This window comes from Bradyrhizobium sp. IC3123, from assembly GCF_020193625.1.
GTDB classification, from domain to species: domain Bacteria; phylum Pseudomonadota; class Alphaproteobacteria; order Rhizobiales; family Xanthobacteraceae; genus Bradyrhizobium; species Bradyrhizobium yuanmingense.
In genome coordinates this window covers 200764-215696 of the sequence record NZ_JADYVF010000003.1, presented here as the reverse complement: position 1 = coordinate 215696, position 14933 = coordinate 200764, and the positions used below count along the sequence as shown (strand labels likewise).

Genomic DNA, 14933 nt, shown 5'->3' with positions numbered 1-14933 from the left:
GTATCGCTGATGGCATGCCAACGGCGTGGTCGTCGCGCGGGAGCTCGGGTTGCCGTCGCCGGCAAACGGTGGATCGGAGTGGCTCAACCGAAGCCCCCAAAGTTCAAGTCACAAGCAGACGTTTCTTATACTCAACCAAAACGATGGATGAGCTTCTCAACAAAATCAAGTAGAGACCCTCTCACAGGCTGGATGTCGTGGCAGGCGAATGTAACGTTCAAGGGCAATCTCGTTGTTCGGGACACATGATGGTGAACGCAATACATGGCGCGGCGAGTAATATGCACTCGATATTGTGAGAGTTTGATTGCACGCGCGTTGTTGTCTTGCGTTGATGCAAACTGATCGAAGCTTGTGCATCACGATGACGTTTGGCGGCACGTCATCCACAACTTGTGCGTTCTGCCGCGGAATCGTCGAGGGAACTCATTGGAATTGCACGCGGCGGTTGTTCCCGTCGTGCTTGCAGAATAGACTCTTCGATCGCTTGCACAGCGCTTGCCAGCTCGTGCACACCGCGAACGGCGAATTCGCTCACGACGAAAATGGGTGAGCCGGTGTGCACGCGCATGCGCTGGAAGCGTAGCGACATGCGCAATCTCTTGTCGAAAACCACGGGCAGGGCGGACGGCAGGCGCCTCACCCTCTCCACCCGTCAGTCGCCCTTGAGCATGTCCCGAAGCTCGCGGAACGGATCGGCGCTCGGCGGCGCCGACGCGCCCTGTCGCATCGCGTTGTAGATTCGCGGAACCATCTCGACCGCCTGGTCGAGGCCCGAATCACGTCCCGGCTGATAACCGCCCATCAGGCGAAGGTCGCGCGTGTCCTCGTATTTCGCGATCATGGCGCGCAGCTTGCTCACCAATTCGCGCTCCTCGGGGTCCCAGACGTTGTGGGCGAGGCGGGAGACCGAGGCCAGAACATCGACGGCCGGATAGCGCGCCTGGTCGGCGATGTGCCTTGAGAGCACGATGTGCCCATCGAGCGTGCCGCGGATGGTGTCGGCGATCGGCTCGTTGTGATCGTCGCCGTCGACCAGCACGGAGAAGATCCCGGTGATGGTGCCGGATCCCTCCTCGCCCGGACCGGCGCGCTCGAGCAGGCGCGGCAGATCGGTGAAGACCGTCGGCGCGTAGCCGCGCGCCACCGCGGGCTCGCCGGCGGCGAGCGCGACCTCGCGGGCGGCGTGGGCAAAACGGGTGATCGAATCCACCATCAGCAGGACCGATTCGCCGCGGTCGCGGAAATATTCGGCCACCGCCATCGCCGTCTTCGGCGCCAGTCGCCGCATCATCGGGCTTTCGTCGCCCGTCGAGACGATTGTGACAGCGCGATGACGGTCGTTGCCCAGCACGTCCTCGATGAACTCGCGCACCTCGCGGCCGCGCTCGCCGACCAGGGCCAGCACGACCGTATCGAAGCCCTGGCTGCGGGCGAGCATCGCGAGCAGCGTCGATTTGCCGACGCCCGATCCGGCAAAGATGCCGACGCGCTGGCCGGCGCAGACCGGCGCGAACAGGTCGATGACGCGTACGCCGGTGCGCAGCGGCTTGTGCACGCGCGCACGCTTCATGGCCGACGGCGCCTCCGCCTCCGTCGAGACCGCCTGCGACCCTTGCGTGAGCGGCCCCTGTCCGTCCAGCGGCGCGCCGAGGGCGTTGATGACGCGGCGCTTCCAGCTCGGATCGGGCGCGAAGGACAGCGGCGGCATCCGGTAGGCCGCCGAGCCGAGCCCGCCGCCAAATTGCCGGTCGAACGGCTTGGCGATGATGCCCTCGCTGTCGATCCGCACCACCTCGCCGATCTGGCGCTTACCGCCGCAATCGACGCCGATGAGCTCGCCGAGCCTGACGAAGCGCGACAGGCCGGAGACGCGGAAATGCGTCGGCGCGATCTCGGAGATCGCGCCACTGACGCTTGCCAGGGGAGTGCTCTGCTGAAGCTCCAGCAGCGCCCACTCGAGTTGCCGAAGAGCGTTCAAGGAAACCGTCCAACCTCATCCTGCGCGCTTGGCGCGCAATCTACTTGCCGGGTTCGCCGAGGGTCCGGATCGCGTTCTGCAGCGAGCTCTCGGTGCCCTCGATCATCGAGTTGGTGCCATCGAAAGCGCGCGAGGCCGAGATCAGCCGCGTCAGTTCGAGCATCGGATTGGCGCCGGAGCCTTCGACATAGCCCTGCTTGAAGCCGTCCCGGGAGAAGTCCGCGATGGCGGTCGCAGGCCGGTCGGGCGTCACGCCTGAATTGCCGTAGCGTTCGAGATTGGCGTCGGCCGGAATGCTGAACAGGCCGATGGTGCCGATCTCGTTGTTGTCCTGGATGATCGCGCCGCTGCGCGCGATCGAGATCGGTCCGCCGTTCGGGTCGAGCGTGATCTGCGCGCCCCCGGAATCGACGATCGGAAAGCCGCTCACGGTCTGAAGATCGCCGTTGGGGGCGATCTGGAGCCGGCCGTCGCGCGTGTAGACCGTGCCGTTCGGACCGGCGAAGGCGATCCAGCCCTGGCCGACCACGGCGACGTCCAGCGGGTTGCCGCTCTCGGTAATGTTGCCCATCTCGCGCGAGATGATGTTGTCGCCGGGCGAGGAGAACGCCACCGGCGTCGGACCGGCCTTGGACAGCACGGTCTCGAACTTCACCACGTCGGTGCGGAACGCGGCCGTGTTGACGTTGGCGACGTTGTTGGCGATCGTCTGGAGGCGCTTTTCGAGGGCGACCTGCGCCGACAATCCCACATAGAGAGCCGATTGCATGACTTACCTGTTGAACTTGATGTTCTGAAGCGTCGTGAGCACGTTGGTATCCATGCTGACCGACGTCGCGGCGCCGGCGATCAGGACCAGCGCGGGATTGGTCGAGCTGTCGTTCCGGGCCTGGGTCGCATCCCACATCGCCGCAAAGCGCTGCACGAACTTGGTCACCTTGGCCGGATCCTGGAAGTCGGTGAGCTTGATCTTGTCCGCGATCATCTTGGCCTGGGCGTCGATGTTCGCCGCGCTGATCGTCGACGGCAGGCCGAGCGCGGTCTGCACCACCTGCGTCAGCGCCTTGTCGGCCAGGATCTGGTAGGCGGTCGTGATCGTGGAAGCCTTGCGGGTGAAATACAGCGCCAAACGCAGGCCTTCGTTCTGATCGCCGGCCTTCTCCTCCATCGTCTGCGTGACGTACTGGGTCGCGGTGCCGGTCGTGGCCGCGGCGGTCTGGGTCGCCTTGTCGCCGAGTGCGGCGAAATTGAAGGCGGTCGCGAATTGCCGGTAGCGGGTGTCGGTCAGCTTGTTGGCGAAGGCGTCCTTGCTCGTGACCCCCTCGGTCAGCACCTTGCGCATGAACGCCTTGGCGTAGGTCATGTCGCTGAGGCCATAGGCCTTCATCGCATAGGAATAGAGACGATAGTCCTTCAGGAAATCGTCGATGGTCTTCACTTTGCCGATATGGCCGAGGAAATAGTCGGTGTCGCGGCTGACGTCCGGCTGCTTCGCGACCTGCGTCAGCGACTTGCCCATGTCCTTGGTCAGCCTGGTGTAGTCCGCGATGGTGGATAGCATGACACGCGCCCCTCTGGCCGCAGGTCGCGACCCCGCTTCAAGCTGCCGCCAATTGCTTGCGCGGGGCTGGCGACCTCGAAGCCAGCTTCGCGCAAGCGTCGCCGACTAGGTATTCCAGGTGGGATCGGCGATGGAGCGGCGCGTTGGGCAGTTTCGTGGGGATTTTCATCACGGTAGCGGCGCTGCTCGGCGGCTTTGCCGCCATGGGCGGGCACCTGGCCGTGCTCATGCAGCCGTGGGAGTTCGTGATCATCATCGGAACCGCGGTCGGCACCTTCATCGTGGCCAATCCATGGAAGACGGTGGTGGACACGGGCGTCGCCTGCATGCAGGCCATCACCGGCGCGGTGCCCGGCCAGCGCTACTACCTTGACTTGCTCGGCGCGCTCCACGCTCTGATGCGCGAGCTGCGGGGCAAGGGGCGCAACGAAGTCGAGGCGCATATCGACGACCCCTCGAATTCCGAGATCTTCAAGGCGTTCCCGAGCGTGCTCGGAGATCCCTCGCTGCTCCAGTTCATCTGCGACTATGTCCGTCTCATCATCATGGGCAATGCGCGCACGCACGAGATCGAGGCACTGATGGACGAGGAGATCCATACCATCGTGAAAGGCAAGCTGGCGCCCTATCATGCGCTGGTGACGGTGTCCGAGGCGCTGCCGGCGCTCGGCATCGTCGCCGCCGTGCTTGGCGTCATCAAGGCGATGGGCGCGCTCGACCAGTCTCCGAAGCTATTGGGCGGCTTTATCGGTGCAGCCCTGGTGGGCACCTTCGCAGGCATCTTCCTGTCCTATGGCGTGCTTTCGCCCTTCGCGATCAAGATCAAGATGACGCGTGAGAAGAAATGCCGGCCCTACATCATCGTCAAGCAGACGCTGCTGGCGTTCATGAACGGTGCCATGCCGCAGATCGCCGTCGAGCACGGCCGCAAGATGATCTCCAGCAGCGAACGTCCCTCGATCGACGTCGTCGAGAACGAGACGATCGCAGGTCCCAAGCCCGTCGCTGCCGACGCTGAACCCAAGGCGGCGCGCGCATGATGATAGAAGACGCAGAAGTCGACCAGCGCAAGCAGCTGCCGAACTACCTGCTGGACGCTGCCGGCATATCGATCGAGCGTATGCCGATGCTCAATGTGATCTTCGATCGCATGGCGGCATCGTGCACCGACAGCCTGCAGCCGATGGCCGGAACGCCCTGCTATTTCTCGGTCAACGGCATCACCAACGATCCGCTCGGCGACATCATCAAGGACTACGAGGGCAACGCGGTCGCGGCCGTGCTCTATGCCGAGCAGTGGGATTCGCGCGTCATTATCATGCTCGACCGCGACTTCGTATTCACGATGGTCGAGGCGATGTTCGGCTCTGACGGAGCGGAACCGCCGCTTGACGTCGAACGGACGTTCTCGAACATTGAGATACGGCTGGTCCAGGCGCTGTTCGAGCGGTTCGCCAAGGCGCTGCAAGGCGCCTTCGCCGGAACGTCCAACGTCACCTTCCGCGTCGAGCGTGTCGAGACCGCGATGGCGTCGCTGGCGATCGGACGCGCCAGCAACATGTCGATCTGCGCGAACATGATGGTGCAGGCACTCTACCGCGGCGGTCAGATGTTCCTGATCATTCCGCACTCCGCGCTCAACCCGCTGCGTCAGAAGCTCGCTCACGTGGTCGTCAGCGACGGTCGCGCCGCCGACCCACGCTGGCGCGAACAGATGGAAAGCGAGGTGCAGCGGACCGAGGTGACCCTCAGCGCCGTCCTCGACGAGAAGATGGTGACGCTCGGCGACGTCGTGAAGTTCGAGGTCGGGCAAGTGCTCGAGCTCGAGGCCACGCCGCGCACGCTGGCCCGTCTCGAAAGCAACAATCAGGTGTTGTTCTGGTGTCAGATCGGCCAGCTCGACGGCTATTACGCCATGCAGGTGGCAGATCCCGTCGATCAGAAGCGGGAGTTCGTCGATGATATCCTATCTCGTTGATATCGTGCTGCTGGTTGCGCTCGCCTTCACCAGCCTGCGGGTGACCAGGATGCATCGCGAGCTGGCGCGGCTGCGCAGCTATCAGGGCGAATTCTCAACCATCATGCACGAGACCGCGGGTGCCTTCGACACGGTCATCACCGCGGCGCACGATTCCACGGCGAATCTCGGACGCCTCGCCAACGTGCTGAGCACGAAGATCGATCAGGCTCACGAGGCGATCGCAGCGCTCGATGCGCGCAGCGGGCTCGCACCCGCGGCGACGGCCGCGACCGCCGAGCTGAACAAGCACTGAATGCCGGCACCGGCAGAGCAATACGGCCGGAACGCCACGGCGCTCCGGCAGCGGAAGTACCAAGAGGCGATACCATATGGCGCAATCATTCGACTACGAGTCTGCACCTGCATCGGCTGAGACCGAGACGTCACCGCTGGAACGCCTGGCCGAGATCGCCCAGCGCACGGCCGAGGAGACCGGCAAGTTCGCCAATGTCGACGCCATCTTGCGCATTCCCGTCACCATGCAGGTGGTGCTGGGATCGGCGACCATTCCGGTGGCGAACCTGATGAAGCTCGGACGCGGCGCGGTGGTTCCGCTCGATCACCGGGTCGGGGAGCCCGTCGACGTCGTCGTCAACGGCCGCATCGTCGCCCGCGGCGAGGTGGTCGTCGTCGAAGAGGACAATTCCCGCTTCGGCGTCTCACTCACGGAGATCGTCGGACCGCTGGGGCAGGGTGATACCTGACCATGGCGGCACCGGTCGGCATCGCTCCCGTCAAGCAGCGAGGCGTTACCACGCTGGGCGGCACGGAAAAGGTCGCCGCGCTCCTGCTGGCCATGGGCCGGCAGGCGGCGGCGAGCGTGCTTCAGCAGTTCGAGCCGCAGGAGATCCGCATCGTCACCAAGGCGGCGGCGGAGCTGCGGCCGATCACCGCGCAGGAGCTCGAGGGGATCGTCGAGGAGTTCGCCCAGCAGTTCTCGATGGGCGCGAACATTCTCGGCACCCTCGGTGGCCTGGAAGCGGTGCTCGGCGACGTGCTTCCGGCCGATCAGGTTTCGGCGATCATGACGGACCTACTCGGCAATTCGAGCCGCTCTGTGTGGGACCGCGTCTCGTCGGTGTCGGAAAATTCGCTGGCCACCTACCTGTCCAAGGAGCATCCGCAGACCGCGGCGCTCATCCTGTCCAAAGTCAAGCCGTCCTGCGCCGCCAAGGTCATGAGCCAGCTGCCGTCGAGTCTGCGCAACGAGTTGATGCGGCGCGTGCTCAGCCTCAAGCCGATCGTTGATGACGCGATGAAGGTCCTCGAGAAGACGTTGCACGAAGATCTGACGCTGAATTTCGCCCGCAACCTCGGCGCCGACACCTACGCCCGCGTCGCCGACATCATCAACAAGATGGAGCGCGGCCACATCGAGGACATCCTGAAGAGCCTGTCGGAGAAGCGTCCGAAGTCGGCCGAGGTGCTAAAGGAGCTGTTGTTCACCTTCGACGACGTCATCAACCTGGCGCCGAAGGCGCGCACCATGATCTTCGACCAGGTTCCGACCGACCGCATCGTGGTCGCACTGAAGGGCACCGACAAGCATTTCCGCGAGGTGATCCTGTCCGCGGTCGCCTCGCGCGTCCGCCGCGTCGTCGAGGCCGAGCTCGCGATCGGCGAGCCGTCGAACCAGCGCGACGTGCTCGAGGCGCGCCGTGTGATCACCGACCTTGCACTCGACCTCGCGGAGAAGGGCGAAATCGAGCTCAACCCCGAGCAGGAGGATGGGCTGGTCTTCCGCTGACCGCTGAACGGGCATGGCAGAAACATCCGATCAGGAGAGCAAGACAGAAGAGCCGACCGAGAAGAAAGTCCGCGATGCGCTCGAACAGGGCAAGATTCCGGTCTCTCGGGAGGCCTCCATTTTCGCCTCGATGGCCGCGCTGATGGTGATCCAGGCATTCCTGATCGGCCAGGGCGTGCAGCAATTGACGCCGACGCTGAAGAGCCTGCTCGACGATCCCGAGGGCTTCCCGCTCTCGACCGGTGCGGACGCGCAGAACCTGCTCACCGTGGTCGGCCTGCAGGCGCTGCGGTTCCTGGTGCCCTTGGTGGTCATCCTGGTGGTGTTCGGGCTCGCGGCCTCGCTGCTGCAAAACGCGCCGCGCCTGGTGCTCGAGCGGATCAAGCCTGACTTGTCGCGAATCTCTCCCGTCAGCGGCTGGAAGCGGTTGTTCGGGACGCAGGGCCTGATCGAGTTCGCCAAGTCGTTGTTCAAGCTCGCCGCGGTGACCGCCGTGGTCGCCTTCGTGCTGCGCGCGTCCGAAGCGAGGGCGTTCGAGGCCATGTACACCGACCCGGTCGCGCTGCCGGAGATGATCCTCAACATCGCGATGCGCATCGTCTCGGCGATCTGCATCGCCACCATCGTGCTGGTGGCGATCGATCTCGCCTGGGCGCGCTTCCACTGGCGGCGCGAGCTGCGCATGACCAAGCAGGAGATCAAGGACGAGCACAAGCAGGCGGAAGGCGATCCCCTGATCAAGGCGCGCCTGCGCTCGCTGGCGCGCGACCGTTCGCGCCAGCGCATGATCGCCTCGGCCTCGCGCGCGACGCTGGTGATTGCCAATCCGACGCACTTCGCGATCGCGCTGCGCTACAAGCGCGAGGAAAACGCCGCGCCGCTGGTCGTGGCCAAGGGCATGGACGTGATCGCGCTGAAGATCCGCGAGATTGCCGAGCAGAACCGAATCCCCGTCATCGAAAATAAGGCGCTGGCGCGCGCGCTCTACGAGGCAGTCCAGGTCGATCAGGTGATTCCGGCGGAATTCTTCCGGCCCGTTGCCGAGATCATCTACTTCCTCCAATCCAAGCAGGCGGCGCGGCCCGAGAACGTTCGATAGATTTCCGAGGATGGTGCTTCGCGCAACAGCTTGACGAAAGCTTAACGCCCTAGGCTCGTCCCGAATGGATCAGAATGGGGCCGTCGTGGGACCGCTTTTTCTCTTCGAACTCGCATCGTCGCAGGCGCGCTATCTCGAGCTGCGTCAGTCGACCATCGCCACCAACGTCGCCAACGCCAACACGCCGGGCTTTCGGGCGCGCGACGTCGAGCCGTTCAACAAGGTGCTCGATGGCATGCCGGTGAGGCTTGCGACGACGTCGCCTTCGCACATGCAATTGGCCGCAGCCGAGACCGACACGCGGGCGACCGCGAAGAAGGACAGCTGGGAAGTGGTTCACTCCGGCAACTCCGTCAGCCTCGAGCAGGAAATGATCAAGGGCAGCGACGTCAATCGCGACTATTCGATGAACGCGGCGATCGTCCGGTCGTTTCACCGCATGGTGCTGTCGAGTGCAAAGGCCTGAGGTGAATTGACATGCTGGACTCATTGAGCGCCTCGCTGACGGTCGCAAGCTCCGGGCTCGAAGCGCAGTCGACGCGCATGCGCATCGTCTCGGAGAATCTCGCGAACGCCACCTCGACGGGGCGCGCCGCCGGCGCCGATCCGTATCAGCGCAAGACCATCACCTTCGATGCGGCGATGGATCGCGCCTCGGGCGCGCAGCTCGCGAAGGTCAAGGAGATCGGGGTCGACACCACGCCTTACCGGGTGGAATACGATCCGGGGCATCCCGCCGCCGACAAGGCGGGCTACGTCAAGCTGCCGAACGTGAACATGATGATCGAGATGGCCGACATGCGGGAGGTCAACCGCTCCTATGAGGCCAATCTCCAGGTCGTGAAGCAGGTGAGGTCCATGCTCGGCATGACCATCGATCTCTTGAGGAGCTGACCATGCTTGAGGCGATTTCATCCACCGCGATTTCCGCAGGGCAAGCCGCGAGCCGTGCGACCGAGACGCAGGCCGTCTCGCCGGCGGCGACCACCGCGATCCAGACCAGTGACGACGTTGGCTTCGAATCGGTGATGAAGCAGGTGACGTCGGATGCGATCGGGACGCTGAAGGCGGGCGAGGCGGCATCGATCTCGGCAATGCAGGGCAAGGAATCGACGCGCCGCGTCGTGGAGGCGCTGATGTCGGCCGAGCAGGCCCTGCAGACGGCGGTCGCGGTTCGCGACAAGGTCGTCCAGGCCTACCAGGAAGTCGTTCGGATGTCGATTTGATCTGAAGGAGTGGGACCAGTGAAATCGCTCGCCATTGCGGCCACGGGCATGAACGCCCAGCAGACCAACATCGAAGTCATCGCGAACAACATCGCCAACATCAACTCGACCTCCTACAAGCGGGCGCGCGCGGAGTTCACCGATCTGTTCTACCAGATGGACCGCATGCAGGGGGTCGCGAACACCAACGGCTCGTCGCCGATTCCGGAAGGTGCCAATCTCGGCCTCGGCGTCAAGTCCGCGGCGATCCGCAAGCTGCACATCCAGGGCGCGCTGACGCAGACGGGCAATCCCTATGATCTCGCGATCAACGGACGTGGCTGGTTTCAGGTGCTCGGCCCCAACAATGAGGTGCAATACACCCGTGCGGGCTCGTTCAACGTCAACGCCAACGCTCAGCTGGTCACGATCGACGGTTACCTGCTGGATCCCGCGATCACCATCCCGCAGGGGACGGTCGAGGTCACGGTCAACCAGACCGGCCAGGTGTTTGCCAAGCTCGACACGGAAGTGAATCCGCGGCAGATCGGCCAGCTCAACCTCGCCAACTTCGCCAATGAAGCGGGTCTCGAGCCGCTGGGCAGCAATCTCTACAAGGAGACCACGGCGTCCGGCACGCCGGTCGTCGGTCTGCCGGGCGATGCCGGCTATGGCAAGATCAACCAGAAATGGCTCGAGGCCTCGAACGTCGACCCGGTCAAGGAAATCACCGAGTTGATCTCGGCACAGCGTGCCTACGAAATGAATGCCAAGGTCATCCAGGCCTCGGATGAAATGGCCCAGACGGTCTCGAAGGGCATGCGCTAGTTCCGGTGTCTCGATGTTGAACAGGGTGGGCCTGATCGTGCGCGGGTTGGCCGCCGTGCTGCTGGTTCTCGCCGCGGCGCGGGCCGCCGCGGCCGAGGAGAAGCGGCTTCCCGTACCGGCCGTCTCGATCCGCGCCGGCGAGATGATCCGCGAGGAGATGATCACCGAGCGCGCCTTCGCGCCGAGCCTGCTCGGCGTCGCAATGTTCATCGAGGGACGCCAGATCCTGGTCGGTCGCATGGCGCGGCGCGCGCTGTTGCCGGGCCAGCCCATTCCAACCAATGCGGTGGAGGACCCCTGGACCGTCGCGCGCGGCGCCATGGTCAAGGTCGTGGTCGAGGACAGCGGCCTGTCCATCGTCACTTACGGCTCGGCCATGCAGTCGGGTGCGGCCGGCGCGCTGATCCCCGTGCGCAACACGGACACCGGCGTGATCATCAGGGGCGTCGTCCAGCCGGACGGCAGCGTCAAGGTCATGGACGGGTCATGACCAGGCTCCTGCTTGCGCTCATGCTGCTGGTGTCGGCCGCCGGCGCCCAGGCCGCCGTCCGCATCAAGGACATCGCGGACATCAAGGGTTTGCGCGAGAACCAGATCGTCGGCTACGGCCTCGTCATCGGCCTCAACGGTACCGGCGACACGCTGCGCAACGCTCCGTTCACCGAACAGTCCCTGCAGTCGATGCTCGAGAACATGGGCATCAACGTCAGGAACGAGACCACGAGCACCAACAATCCCCCGCGTCCGACCACGCTGCGCACGCGCAACGTCGCAGCGGTGATGGTGACGGCGGACCTGCCGCCTTCGATCGGGCCCGGCGAGCGCATGGACGTCACCGTGTCCTCGCTCGGCGATGCGACGTCGCTGCTCGGCGGCACATTGGTGATGACGTCGCTGCGTGCGGCGGACGGCGCCGTCTATGCGGTGGCACAGGGCGCGATCACGGTTGCCGGCTACAGCGTCGGAGGCCAGGCGCAGAACGTCAGCCAGGGCACGCCGACGGCCGGGCGCATCCCGAACGGTGCGCTGGTCGAACGCGAGGTGCAGGGAAGTCTCCACGAGATGGAGTTCCTGGTGCTACAGCTGAAGAACCCGGACTTCGTCACCGCAACGCGCATCCTCGACGCTGTCAACCGCTACGCCGGCGGTCGCTACCGCGCGCAGATCGCCTTCGAGCGCGACTACCGCACCATCGTGCTGTCGAAGCCGCGTCATGTCGGCCCTGTCCGCTTCCTCGCCGAGATCGGCGAATTGGTGGTCGAGCCGGATACGCCGGCGCGGGTCGTGATCAACGAGCGCACCGGCACGGTCGTGATCGGGCGCGACGTGCGGATATCCACCGTTGCCGTGACCCACGGCAATCTGACGGTTCGCGTCACGGAGATGCCGGTTGTGTCGCAGCCGGCGCCGTTCTCGCGGGGACAGACGGTGGTCGTCCCGCAGACCGTGGTCGAAGCCAACGAGGCCGGATCGCAGGTGGCGATCCTGAGCGGGGTCGATCTCCAGCGCTTGGTGCGCGGGCTGAACCAGATTGGCCTGAAGCCATCGGGGATCATCGCGATCCTGCAGGCGATCAAGACGGCAGGCGCGCTCCAGGCCGACGTCATCGTGCAATGATGCGCAAGCGTCGTGCAAGCTTGGTCGCTCAATGCTCAGGTCTGAAGCGAGAATCGCACGCGGCCCGATGCTGAAGCTGGATCACAAAGGCAAACTCCTCCTGCTGGCCGCGGCAGCAATGCTCGCGAGCGCCTCGCCCGCGCTCGCCTTGGACGAGGCCAAGCCGTCGAAACCGCTCAACCTGCTCTCCTTCGCCCGCGCCCGCGCGGGCGGACCGCAGAAGCCGCAGCCGTCGGCCACCGCGACACCTGTCGACAACTCTTCGGTCCGGGCTACGGCATGGGCGGCCGAAGATTCGGGCCCCGCGGTCACCGGTGCGGTGCCGGAGACACCGGCGCCTGCCCGTCCGGCCAAGCCTGGCAGCGTCACGGCGCCGCCGAAGCCTGCACCGCCGCAGGCTGCGCCGCCCCCGGACAACGAAATCGCGCTGTTCTGCAGCAACGTCGCCGATCCCGCCGTCGATGCCAGGCTGGCCTGGCAGCTCAAGGAGCTCGAGAAGGCCGAGAGCCTGCTGCGCGAGCGCATCGCCGAGGTCGAGGCCAAGCGCGCCGAATACGAGAAGTGGATGGCGCTGCGCGACGACTTCCTGAAGAAGGCCGAAGCGAGCGTCGTCGAGATCTATTCGCGCATGAAGCCCGAAGCTGCGGCGACGCAGATCGCCGGCATGGCCGACGAGACCGCTGCCGCCGTGCTCGCCAAGCTCAGCCCGCGCAGCTCGAGCGCGATCTTCAACGAGATGGACACGGCACGCGCGGCGCACCTCGCAGACCTGCTCGGCGGCATGCGTCGCGTGGACGACGGAAAGAGCAAATAGATGACCAAGCCGATCCTCATCCTCTCGCTGCTCGCGGCCTCCGTGCTCGTGGCCGGGTGCTACCATGATCCGGCCGAAGTCCTGACCGGTCCACAGATGTCGCCTGTCGGCAGCGGCCTGCGGATGCAGGCCGATCCGATCCCGGTGACGCCGCGCATGCGCACGCCCGTCAGCTATCGCTCGACCTGGGACGACGGCACCGATCTCTACCGCGATCCGCGCGCCCGCCGCACCGGCGACGTCGTGACGGTGATCATCTCGATGCAGGACAAGGCCAAGCTCGACAACAAGACCGGCCGCTCGCGCGATTCGCAGGTCAAGTTCGGGCTCGACTGGCTGATGGACATCGCTGGATGGAACGACACGGGTTCGGCCAACGCCAATCTCAGCACCAATACCCAGATCAAGGGCAACGGCCAGATCGACCGCACCGAGGACATCAGGCTCTCGATCGCGGCCGTCGTCACCGACGTGCTGCCCAACGGCAACATGATGATCAGCGGCTCGCAGGAATTTCGCGTCAACACGGAGATGCGCGTGCTCAAGGTCGGCGGCATCGTGCGTCCGCGCGACATCTCGCGGGCCAACACCATCTCCTACGACAAGATCGCCGAGGCGCGCGTGTCCTATGGCGGGCGCGGAAATCTGTCGGACGTGCAGCAGCCTGGATGGGGACACCGGATCTATGACGCCGTGGCACCGTTCTGAGACCGGCGCCGGCCGGGGCGCGTTGCGATGCCAGGGGACGCCATGCGCCTGATCGCCGCCATCGTCGTGCTGACCCTGATCGCGATCGGCGCGGGCGCGATTGCCGGTCTGCATCTGATCGCGACCGCCGAGCGGGTTGCCGACGCGAAGAAGAACGCCACGTCCCCGCCGATCGCGTCGAGCTACAGCGGCAGTGCGCGGCTCCGGAAATTGTCCCCGATCGTGACCAATCTCGCCGCGCCGGCCAACAATTGGGCGCGCATCGAAGCCTCTATGGTGACCGACAGCATGAGCGACGAGGATGCCGGCATTCTGGCCGCCCACATCAGCGAGGACATCGTGACCTATCTGCGGTCGGCGACGGTCGCGCAGTTCGAAGGATCGCGCGGGCTCCAGCATCTGCGCGACGACCTGACCGAGCGCGCCAATATCCGCTCGTCAGGCAAGGTCCGCGAATTGATCATCGAGACGCTGGTGATCCAGTGAGGGTGAAAGTCCTGCTGCTCGCGCTGGTTCTGGTCGTGCTGCCCGAAGCGGCGCTGGCCCAGATTCCGGACCTGAATTCCCTGCTGCCGCCCGGAAACGGCTCGACCAGCGGCCGGATCATCCAACTGATGGCGCTGATCACGGTGCTGTCGGTGGCGCCGGGGCTGCTGATCATGGTGACGAGCTTCACGCGATTTGCGGTGGCGTTGTCGTTCCTGCGCGCAGGTCTCGGCCTCCAGACCACGCCTGCCAACCTGGTGCTGATCAGTCTCGCGCTGTTCATGACCTTCTATGTCATGGCGCCGACCTTCGACCGGGCCTGGGAAACCGGCGTCCAGCCGCTGATGAAGAACGAGATCTCGGAAGAGGAAGCCTATCTGAAGATCACCGATCCGTTCCGCGAGTTCATGCTGGCCCATGTCCGCGACAAGGATCTCCAGACTTTCGAAGCGCTCGCCGCCGAAAGCTTCCGCAGGAAGTTCGACGACAAGCGGGTCGATCTGCGCGTCATCATTCCGGCCTTCATGATCTCCGAGCTCCGGCGCTCGTTCGAGATCGGATTCCTCATCATCCTGCCGTTCCTGGTGATCGACATGATCGTGGCGACGCTGACCATGTCGATGGGCATGATGATGATGCCGCCGACGATCCTCGCGCTGCCGTTCAAGATGCTGTTCTTCGTGCTGATCGACGGCTGGAATCTGCTGGCCTCCGGGCTGGTCCGCTCGTTCTCGTGAGCGCCGCGAGCGCCCGCCGGCCGATTATGGTTAAACGAAACGCGCTGGATATGGTTAGCGGCGCGTAATTTTAACCATATGATTTTGCTGCGGAATTCAAGCTCGTCTTAATGCGGAAGCAAGATTCGGC

Annotated in this window: 19 protein-coding genes; 16 read left to right on the top strand and 3 right to left on the bottom strand. The window is 64.7% G+C overall.

What is annotated here, in order from left to right; all coding sequences use genetic code 11:
• Nucleotides 1–655 precede the first annotated feature (655 nt).
• From fliI to I6F20_RS11070, 3 genes are read right to left on the bottom strand one after another with little or no spacing between them, the layout of a single operon-like run.
• Nucleotides 656–1981 (bottom strand): flagellar protein export ATPase FliI, encoded by a 1326-nt coding sequence (fliI, locus tag I6F20_RS11080; RefSeq protein WP_225126175.1) that lies wholly within the window; start codon nucleotides 1979–1981, stop codon nucleotides 656–658.
• A 40-nt stretch (nucleotides 1982–2021) separates the two neighbouring features.
• The gene (gene flgF / locus I6F20_RS11075; RefSeq protein WP_036027436.1) at nucleotides 2022–2750 is read right to left on the bottom strand and encodes a flagellar basal-body rod protein FlgF; all 729 of its coding nucleotides are present in this window, start codon (nucleotides 2748–2750) and stop codon (nucleotides 2022–2024) included.
• Between the two features lie 3 nt (nucleotides 2751–2753).
• Complete coding sequence (locus tag I6F20_RS11070; RefSeq protein ID WP_036006968.1) at nucleotides 2754–3542, bottom strand: DUF1217 domain-containing protein; 789 nt, start codon at nucleotides 3540–3542, stop codon at nucleotides 2754–2756.
• Nucleotides 3543–3685: 143 nt separating this feature from the next.
• Here I6F20_RS11070 and motA point away from each other — a divergent pair, with 143 nt between their 5' ends.
• The 16 genes from motA to fliP all read left to right on the top strand — a co-directional run bounded on the left by motA (nucleotide 3686) and on the right by fliP (nucleotide 14803).
• Entirely contained in the window at nucleotides 3686–4582 is an 897-nt protein-coding gene (motA, locus tag I6F20_RS11065) for a flagellar motor stator protein MotA (protein WP_225126173.1), read from the top strand.
• Complete coding sequence (locus I6F20_RS11060; protein ID WP_225126172.1) at nucleotides 4579–5520, top strand: flagellar motor switch protein FliM; 942 nt, start codon at nucleotides 4579–4581, stop codon at nucleotides 5518–5520. Before motA ends, I6F20_RS11060 begins: the two co-directional genes overlap by 4 nt.
• Nucleotides 5501–5815 (top strand): hypothetical protein, encoded by a 315-nt coding sequence (locus I6F20_RS11055; protein ID WP_036006976.1) that lies wholly within the window; start codon nucleotides 5501–5503, stop codon nucleotides 5813–5815. The genes I6F20_RS11060 and I6F20_RS11055 overlap by 20 nt, the downstream gene beginning before the upstream one ends.
• A gap of 76 nt (nucleotides 5816–5891) precedes the next feature.
• Nucleotides 5892–6266, top strand: a complete 375-nt coding sequence (gene fliN / locus I6F20_RS11050) for a flagellar motor switch protein FliN (RefSeq protein ID WP_036006979.1) — start codon at nucleotides 5892–5894, stop codon at nucleotides 6264–6266.
• Nucleotides 6267–6268: 2 nt separating this feature from the next.
• Nucleotides 6269–7309, top strand: coding sequence for a flagellar motor switch protein FliG (locus I6F20_RS11045; protein ID WP_036027431.1), 1041 nt, complete (start codon nucleotides 6269–6271; stop codon nucleotides 7307–7309).
• A gap of 13 nt (nucleotides 7310–7322) precedes the next feature.
• Nucleotides 7323–8408 carry a flagellar biosynthesis protein FlhB gene (gene flhB, locus I6F20_RS11040; protein ID WP_225126171.1) on the top strand — a complete coding sequence of 362 codons (1086 nt, stop codon included), beginning with the start codon at nucleotides 7323–7325 and terminating at the stop codon, nucleotides 8406–8408.
• 64 nt (nucleotides 8409–8472) lie between these two features.
• The gene (gene flgB / locus I6F20_RS11035) at nucleotides 8473–8874 is read left to right on the top strand and encodes a flagellar basal body rod protein FlgB (RefSeq protein ID WP_036027427.1); all 402 of its coding nucleotides are present in this window, start codon (nucleotides 8473–8475) and stop codon (nucleotides 8872–8874) included.
• 11 nt (nucleotides 8875–8885) lie between these two features.
• Nucleotides 8886–9302 carry a flagellar basal body rod protein FlgC gene (gene flgC / locus I6F20_RS11030; RefSeq protein WP_036006988.1) on the top strand — a complete coding sequence of 139 codons (417 nt, stop codon included), beginning with the start codon at nucleotides 8886–8888 and terminating at the stop codon, nucleotides 9300–9302.
• A 2-nt stretch (nucleotides 9303–9304) separates the two neighbouring features.
• Nucleotides 9305–9634, top strand: coding sequence for a flagellar hook-basal body complex protein FliE (gene fliE / locus I6F20_RS11025; RefSeq protein WP_036006990.1), 330 nt, complete (start codon nucleotides 9305–9307; stop codon nucleotides 9632–9634).
• 18 nt (nucleotides 9635–9652) lie between these two features.
• Nucleotides 9653–10441: a flagellar basal-body rod protein FlgG gene (flgG, locus tag I6F20_RS11020; protein ID WP_036006992.1), complete on the top strand. Its 789-nt coding sequence runs from the start codon at nucleotides 9653–9655 to the stop codon at nucleotides 10439–10441.
• A 13-nt stretch (nucleotides 10442–10454) separates the two neighbouring features.
• Nucleotides 10455–10931: a flagellar basal body P-ring formation chaperone FlgA gene (gene flgA / locus I6F20_RS11015; protein WP_225126170.1), complete on the top strand. Its 477-nt coding sequence runs from the start codon at nucleotides 10455–10457 to the stop codon at nucleotides 10929–10931.
• Nucleotides 10928–12058: a flagellar basal body P-ring protein FlgI gene (gene flgI / locus I6F20_RS11010; RefSeq protein ID WP_036007006.1), complete on the top strand. Its 1131-nt coding sequence runs from the start codon at nucleotides 10928–10930 to the stop codon at nucleotides 12056–12058. Before flgA ends, flgI begins: the two co-directional genes overlap by 4 nt.
• Nucleotides 12059–12125: 67 nt before the next feature.
• A complete protein-coding gene (locus tag I6F20_RS11005) occupies nucleotides 12126–12872 on the top strand; it encodes a MotE family protein (RefSeq protein ID WP_225126169.1) in 747 nt (248 codons plus the stop codon).
• A complete protein-coding gene (flgH, locus tag I6F20_RS11000) occupies nucleotides 12873–13580 on the top strand; it encodes a flagellar basal body L-ring protein FlgH (RefSeq protein ID WP_225126168.1) in 708 nt (235 codons plus the stop codon).
• A gap of 42 nt (nucleotides 13581–13622) precedes the next feature.
• Entirely contained in the window at nucleotides 13623–14066 is a 444-nt protein-coding gene (locus I6F20_RS10995; protein WP_346275990.1) for a flagellar basal body-associated FliL family protein, read from the top strand.
• Nucleotides 14063–14803, top strand: coding sequence for a flagellar type III secretion system pore protein FliP (fliP, locus tag I6F20_RS10990; RefSeq protein WP_225112060.1), 741 nt, complete (start codon nucleotides 14063–14065; stop codon nucleotides 14801–14803). Before I6F20_RS10995 ends, fliP begins: the two co-directional genes overlap by 4 nt.
• Nucleotides 14804–14933 lie beyond the last annotated feature (130 nt).